Origin of the sequence: Kosakonia sp. S42, from assembly GCF_016624785.1 — a bacterium.
Classification (GTDB): domain Bacteria; phylum Pseudomonadota; class Gammaproteobacteria; order Enterobacterales; family Enterobacteriaceae; genus Kosakonia; species Kosakonia cowanii.
The window spans coordinates 1-3,893 of the sequence record NZ_JACVTW010000069.1 but is presented as its reverse complement, the minus strand read 5'-3'; the positions used below and the strand labels follow the sequence as shown (position 1 = coordinate 3,893).

The window sequence follows — 3,893 nt, the reverse complement described above, 5'->3', positions numbered from 1 at the left end:
AAAATTGCGCCGATTGCGAGTCGGGGGGATTTCGATTGCGAGCCACTACAGGTAACTATCGATTTCCAAATGAAATAGGCACAATCAAGCTCACATAACATATTGCTATTAATAAACTGAAAGGTTAAAAATTACTCTGCTGTATTAAATAAATTATTATGCTGTTTAACCTCTTATTTAATATTCTTGGAAAAAAATCATGAAAAACAGGATCCTTGTTATCTTGTCTCTGCTTGTGTTGAGTGGATGTAGCACAATGTCTTCTAATGAGGCTATTCCTCCATTACAGTCTGAAACGGCAAAAATGTTGGGGCTGGGTTCTTCTGATGAGATAACCGTTACGAACGTATCTGCCACTAATCCAGATTCGCTGGGATCTCAGATGTTGTCTTACCGTGCGACCACGGATAAAGGCCGTACTTTCGACTGTAAATCCCAGATGATCCCAGGGATCCTTGGACAGGAACCGGTGGTTACCGCGCCAAAATGTACCCCGGTGAAAGTTCATAACTAAAAAGTTTCCCCGTCTGGACTTCAGGCGGGGAAATCTTCATTCCACTTTTAGAGTGAGTTTAAAAAAGCCATTACATCTTCCTGGTGCTTCCAGGGCTTAAAAATCCGCCCTTTCTGATCGGGTTCACACATCATCAGCGCCCGCGCTTTTATCTGAATATCAACCCTGCATAAATAAGCGTTGTCGACAGTGATACGTGACCCAGCCAGGCTCTGATTGTATTGATATCTACGCCCGCTCTGAGCAAATGAGTGGCGGTAGTGTGCCGAATGCCGAATGGTGTGCGGGCTCACGCGTTTTTCTGAAAGGGATAGAATGGTACGTGCTGCAATAGCAGCGTTACGTACAACAATATCGTGGATGCCGAACCGTGTCAGGGGCCGGTGCTCACGATTAATAAAAAGTGTTTCATCCGGCTGACGGTTCTTTATTAATAATTGTAGAGAACACTCTGTCACCGGCCAGACAGGGCACTGTCGGCACCGGTTGCCTTTACCATGGATTAAGACTGAGGAGTTTCCGCTCCCGATATTCCTGTTCATACTTATATCCATGAGCCTTACGTGTGCGACCTCGTCCGCTCTGGCGCCAGTATTATAGATAAACAGTAGAATGGCGCGATCCCGTCGCCCCTGAGCTGTTTTAACATCCGGCGCAGCCAGCAGCGCATCCATCTCGTCTTTTTCAAGATAACTAATGAGGGCTGTACTGCTTTTATGCAGAGGGATACTTTCAGCCTGCCATACCAGTTGGTGTATTCAGGTGCATGCATGGCAATAAACCGTGCCAGTGAGCGGATGCCAGCCAGTCGTTGATTGTGGGTTGAAGCACTGCAATGCCGCTCATCTCCCAGCCTTATCAGAAAATTGCGAACGCAGCCTTCTGAAAGGTCTTCCACGAGGAGTTTATCTGTTGCCTTTTCGGCCGTTTCGGAAGCGAAAGGCAGAAGCAGACGCAGCATGTCCCGGTAACTTCTGTGTGTTAACTGAAAGGTTTCGCTCACTTATCAGATATTCCAGCAGAAAGCGGCGCACCCATAAACTGAGCAGACGGGTATCAGTCATTGTTTCCTCCAGGAGCATATTTTTCAAAACGCCGGCTGGCTTCTCCGAGGAACTCAGGCGTCATGCTGAGATAAACCTGCGTGGCCCTGAGATGAACGTGCCCGAGATAAACGGACAGATGAGGCAGCAGCAGCTGTACGTCATCACCGTTTCGGTACCATGAAGTTAGTCGGTGTACGGCAAATGAATGGCGTAAATCGTGAATCCGTGGTTCATATCGTGCGCCACCATGGCGGGTGATACCGCACTCATTGCGCAACCGCCGGAAATAATTCTGCAGCGTGTAACATATCCTGTTTCCCGCAGGCGAGACGAAAACGGGGTGCTGCCCTCAGGGATATTATGTCGTGCTTCAACAGCCGACAGCCTATCCCGCAGCTGAGGGGAAAATGGCACCAGGCGCGTTTTACCGAATTTACTCTGCCGTATTTTCAATACGCACTCTTCCAGGCCGACGTCCCCCCGGTCCAGCCTGATGAGTTCACTGACGCGCAGGCCTGCGGAATAAATAAGCAGAAGGATGAGATGTAAATCGCCAGCATAAAGCGTTCTGGCCCAGGCAACATTCTCAGCTGCCTTGAACAGGATCATCAGCTCAGCCTGAGAGTATATGTAAGGTTCAAATGCCGCTGGCCGGACGGGCGACATCAGTGATAGCGGATTTGTATCGACCAGGCCACGGCTGACGGCATACTGATATAAACTTCGCAGGCCACTGAATTTGATGTGCCAGGTCTGCGTCAGCGCGCCTTTGCCGGCAAGAAATGCCTTAACGCTTTCAGGCTTCACGTCTTCCAGACTGGCTTCAGTTCCCATAAACCAGCCAAAAGCGCGTGGCGTACAGTTATCCAGCCATATCTCACCCAGCGCCTGCCGGTAGGCGATAAACTGGTCAATCAGGCTCTGAAGCTTCACAGGTATTTCCCGATATCAATCAACCCTGCGCAGTGCTTTCATATCCACTTTGGCATAAACGCGCGTCGCATCTGCGTCCGTGTGTCCCAGGTGCATACCTATCAGATCCAGCGGCATACCGGCCTCCATCAGCCTTGTTGCGCAGGCGTGCCTCAGGCCACGCGGCCCATACTGGGGCAGAGAGACGCTCAGTTTTTTCAGTCGCTCAGACACAAGCATATAGATATCCCGGACAGGCCGTGCGCCGTACAGGGTCAGGAAAACATGCCGGTATGGCGTAGGCGGTCTGACATCCTTCAGGTAGCGCAGAACCGCTTCCCCAGCCGGTCTGGCGAGTGGAAAAATTCGCTTACGTCTGGTTTTGGTACAGTCAATGGTCAGCAGTTCGCGTTCCCAGTCAAAGTCACTCAGCTGAAGTGTTTTGATTTCAGATGGCCTTAAACCATAAATGGCCAGCAGCATGAGAATGGCTTTGGCACGGATATCAGAGGGTTTATCACCTTCAGCGTCTCTCAGCAGTCGTAGCACATCGTCCCAGGCAGGCCCTTCAGGAACAGAATCCAGAGAGTAAACCCGCGTGCTGCGCAGACAGTCGGCCAGTCCCTCGCGGCATAAACGATTTCTGGCACCATACCTGAAGAGCGCCCGGAGGCAGTGAGTAACGTGCTGAAGAGACTTCCGGGAATAGTTACGATAACTGCTCAGATATTTCAGAAAACGCTCGGCTGCCCCAAAAGAGAATATATCGGTATCAGAGGCAACATCACAGGCAGTCAGATAATGACGGATGACAAAGACCCGGCCGCTACCGTTGCCGACGACAGCCCCAGCTCATGCTTCATATAATATTTAAAATCAACAAGTTGCGGATTACTGTTGCTACATGAGTACGGTGTTGACGAACCGGCATCAACCTGAGACGGCACAGCTTCTTTCATGACAGCGCCTCCTTTGACCTCAGAGCCAGACAAGAACCATTATATTGATTGATATTTATACACCTGCCTGCCACGTCTGCTTTCAGACCTTCATCACAACATAACGATCTCCACCACATAAGATCCGTTCGCGGGCAGCGGCTCAACCTGCGTGGCCGCTGATCAGTGTGGCCGGCGATGGATTGGCATCGGGTTGCTGCCTCAGTACCACGCCGCCGCGCTTCGACGGATCGGGGAGCAACGCGCCCGGCAGCGCCCCGTTGCCGCCTGATATCCGCCCCCCGCATACACGACGGGCGGCAGCGTCGCCCGCAGAACCGAATGAAGACGAGAAAAATCATGATGTACGGCACCCGTAAGGCACTGAATAAAAAACTTAAACGCGCCTTTGGTGACAATGAAAAATTTGCCCTGCTGGTCTGGACCCGTGAAACCATCGCCGGCGCGGCAGAGGACATGACG

5 protein-coding genes and 2 pseudogenes are annotated in these 3,893 nt (G+C 51.1%); 1 reads left to right on the top strand and 6 read right to left on the bottom strand.

The window, feature by feature from the left end; all coding sequences use genetic code 11:
* Nucleotides 1-662: 662 nt before the first annotated feature.
* From IAE50_RS26610 to IAE50_RS25475, 6 genes and pseudogenes are all read right to left on the bottom strand, one after another.
* On the bottom strand, nucleotides 663-761 hold the full coding sequence (locus IAE50_RS26610) for a hypothetical protein (RefSeq protein ID WP_305067895.1): 99 nt from the start codon (nucleotides 759-761) through the stop codon (nucleotides 663-665).
* 55 nt (nucleotides 762-816) lie between these two features.
* Nucleotides 817-1,212 (bottom strand): annotated as a pseudogene (locus IAE50_RS26580) (tyrosine-type recombinase/integrase); the annotation flags it as partial.
* A 358-nt stretch (nucleotides 1,213-1,570) separates the two neighbouring features.
* A complete protein-coding gene (locus IAE50_RS26915) occupies nucleotides 1,571-1,837 on the bottom strand; it encodes a hypothetical protein (RefSeq protein WP_375288159.1) in 267 nt (88 codons plus the stop codon).
* Nucleotides 1,744-2,493 carry a tyrosine-type recombinase/integrase gene (locus IAE50_RS26670; protein WP_200581668.1) on the bottom strand — a complete coding sequence of 250 codons (750 nt, stop codon included), beginning with the start codon at nucleotides 2,491-2,493 and terminating at the stop codon, nucleotides 1,744-1,746. Before IAE50_RS26670 ends, IAE50_RS26915 begins: the two co-directional genes overlap by 94 nt.
* Before the next feature lie 15 nt (nucleotides 2,494-2,508).
* Nucleotides 2,509-3,021 carry a tyrosine-type recombinase/integrase gene (locus IAE50_RS25480; RefSeq protein WP_200581667.1) on the bottom strand — a complete coding sequence of 171 codons (513 nt, stop codon included), beginning with the start codon at nucleotides 3,019-3,021 and terminating at the stop codon, nucleotides 2,509-2,511.
* Between the two features lie 245 nt (nucleotides 3,022-3,266).
* Entirely contained in the window at nucleotides 3,267-3,431 is a 165-nt protein-coding gene (locus tag IAE50_RS25475; RefSeq protein WP_200581666.1) for a hypothetical protein, read from the bottom strand.
* Between the two features lie 121 nt (nucleotides 3,432-3,552).
* On the opposite strand from IAE50_RS25475, the pseudogene IAE50_RS25470 reads away from it, so the two are divergent.
* Nucleotides 3,553-3,702, top strand: a pseudogene (locus IAE50_RS25470) (DNA methyltransferase); the annotation flags it as partial.
* Between the last annotated feature and the right edge of the window lie 191 nt (nucleotides 3,703-3,893).

Coding starts and splice junctions, on each gene's coding strand:
- IAE50_RS25475 (WP_200581666.1), bottom strand. CDS start 3,431: ATGAAAGAAGCTGTGCCGTCTCAGGTTGATGCCGGTTCGTCAACACCG.